This window comes from Variovorax sp. P4_D9, from assembly GCF_056401695.1.
Genome location: NZ_JBFUIU010001109.1, coordinates 1 through 2,386 on the forward strand (window position 1 = coordinate 1; position 2,386 = coordinate 2,386).

General features: G+C 65.0%; 1 protein-coding gene and 1 pseudogene. Both read left to right on the top strand.

Annotated features, from left to right (window positions below; translation table 11 throughout):
* Positions 1 to 676 (top strand): annotated as a pseudogene (locus AC1DY5_RS51635) (Acg family FMN-binding oxidoreductase); the annotation flags it as partial.
* Between the two features lie 549 nt (positions 677 to 1,225).
* Positions 1,226 to 2,215 (top strand): Vgb family protein, encoded by a 990-nt coding sequence (locus AC1DY5_RS51640; RefSeq protein WP_478122013.1) that lies wholly within the window; start codon positions 1,226 to 1,228, stop codon positions 2,213 to 2,215.
* Positions 2,216 to 2,386: the final 171 nt, after the last annotated feature.

The window sequence follows — 2,386 nt, forward strand, 5'->3', positions numbered from 1 at the left end:
GCACACCAACCGCAGCCTGTACGACCTACAGCGGCCGGTGGCGTCAAGTGCATGGCAGGCCATGGCCGATGCGGTAAAGCCCCATCCGCTGCGCTTCGGCTTCGTCGGCGCCGACCACCCGGATCGCTTGCAGCAGCACCGCGCGATCGCCGCGCAAGCATGGCGCATCGAGCTGACCACGCCGCGCACCATCCTCGAATCGTTCAAGGTGCTGCGCGTGGGTGCCGGGGAAGTCGCGAAGCATCGTGACGGCCTGGTGGTGATGGACCCGCTTGTCGTGCTGCTCAGCAAGGTCGGCTTGTTCGATCGCAGCCACGCACCGGCGCCCGACGGCTACGCCACCACCAGCCAGATCGAGGACTTCAACCGCAAGCTCGAATCCACGCGGGGCTTTCTGTGGATGGTGACCGAGGGCAATGATCGCGTGGCGCAGCTCAACGCTGGGCGTGCGTACGCACGTGTGCAACTGGCCGCGACGGCGCACGACGTGGCGATGCAGCCACTGCAGCAGGCCCTTCAGGAGTACCCGGAGCAGGCCCAACCCCATGCCGACATCCAGCGGCTGCTCGAAGCGCCTACGTCGGCGACCGTGCAAATGTGGGCGCGCGTGGGTTACGCGCCGCCGGTCGAGCCGGCGCCGCGGCGTGCGCTGGAGGCGTTCGTGGTGCGCGGTTGATGGCCGTCTCTTCTGGCGCGGCGGTTTAGACGCTCACGCGTTCTGCTGGCCGTCACGGTGATCCTCACCGGCTGCGCCGCGCACTTCATTCCGGAGGCCGTCGCCGATCCCACGGCCTTTTCTCGGGCATCTGGCACGGCCTCATCTGCCCATTCGCCCTCGTCGCGAACCTCATTCCATGGATCGAAAGTCTGGTTGAGACCTCCTTCCTCGACTCGATCCAGATCATCGGACGGCCAAACACCGCACTTTGGTACTACGTCGGTTTCGCGATGGGATTGCTGGCCGACACCAGCGGCGGCGCACGACAACCGCGACACCGCACGGCCTAGCCTGAATATTTCGCAAGCAAACAGGTAGGCGGCCCCGCATCACGGAGCGTTTCATAGGTATTCGAAGTCCATGAAACCGCCCGAAGTGACAGCGGATCAGCTCGTGCCCGGTCCTTCGATTCCTGGGCTCTGCGGATGACGGCAGCTGGCCAGAAGCGCTGTCAGCGAAGGACCGTTCTCGGAAGGGCACTACGGCTTCGCGCAAAGGAGGTGGAACATGGATTCGGTTACTCGGCGCCACGCAATCGTCGTGATCGGTACCACGGCGCTTTCAGCATCCGTTCCGCTGTCAGGGGCAGCACAGACCGCAGTGCTGCAATCCTGGCCGCTTGGCACGCGACAGCGCACCGGCATCCATGACGTGGCCCCGGCGTTCGATGGCGGTGTGTGGTTCACCGCGCAGCGCAGTGGCCATCTCGGCTGGTTCGATCCGCGCACTGGGCGCACCGAGCTTATTGCGCTGGGCGCCGGCGCCGCCCCGCACGGCGTCATCCCGGGCCCCGACAAGGCGGCATGGATCACAGACGGCGGTCTGGGCGCCATCGTGCGCGTGGGATGGCCCGATCGCGAGGTTCGCGCCTTTGCGCTTCCCGAGGGCACACCCCACGCCAACCTGAACACAGCGACGTTCGACGCTGACGGCGACCTATGGTTTACCGGGCAGAGCGGCCTTGTAGGCAGGCTCGCAGTGAAGAGTGGCGTCGTGACGATCAAAGACGCACCGCGCGGACCGGGGCCATACGGTATGTGCACCACACCGAGCGGCGATGTGTGGTGGTGCTCGTTGGCCGGTTCGTTCATCGCCCGTATCGACCGCCGCACCGGTAATTCGACAATTGTCGAGCCACCGACAAAGAACCAGGGCGCGCGCCGCGTGTGGAGTGACAGCAGCGGTCGCATCTGGGTCAGCGAATGGCTGAGCGGCAACCTTTCGATGCACGATCCTTCGGCCATGAGTTGGCGCAGTTGGAAACTCCCCGGCGATAGCCCGCGGCCGTACGCCGTCTACGTCGACGAGCGCGACAAGGTCTGGGTCAGCGACTTCGGAGGCAACGCGATTTTCCGTTTCAATCCCGGCGACGAGAAGTTCCAGCGCGTTGGGCTTCCACGAGACGCCGCCAGCATCCGCCAGATCCACGGCCGCGCGGGCGAAGTGTGGCTGCCCGAGAGCGGGACCGAGTACATCTCGAGAATCAGGAGCGTCTGACCTGAGTTGGGTGCAACGCCTGGCTTGAAGGCATCGACCGACCGATTCCAAGACGCTCAATTGGACTGCTGGATGTCCGGTTGGTGCCCTCCACGGTCCCACACCCCTCACCGTGGTACGTCATTTCCAAGCTCAGACGAGTTCAGATGGAGCTATCCTGCGCATCTGCTG

Bases quoted from the DNA above. Each gene is read 5' to 3' on its own strand.
- AC1DY5_RS51640 (WP_478122013.1), top strand. From the start codon at position 1,226: ATGGATTCGGTTACTCGGCGCCACGCAATCGTCGTGATCGGTACCACG.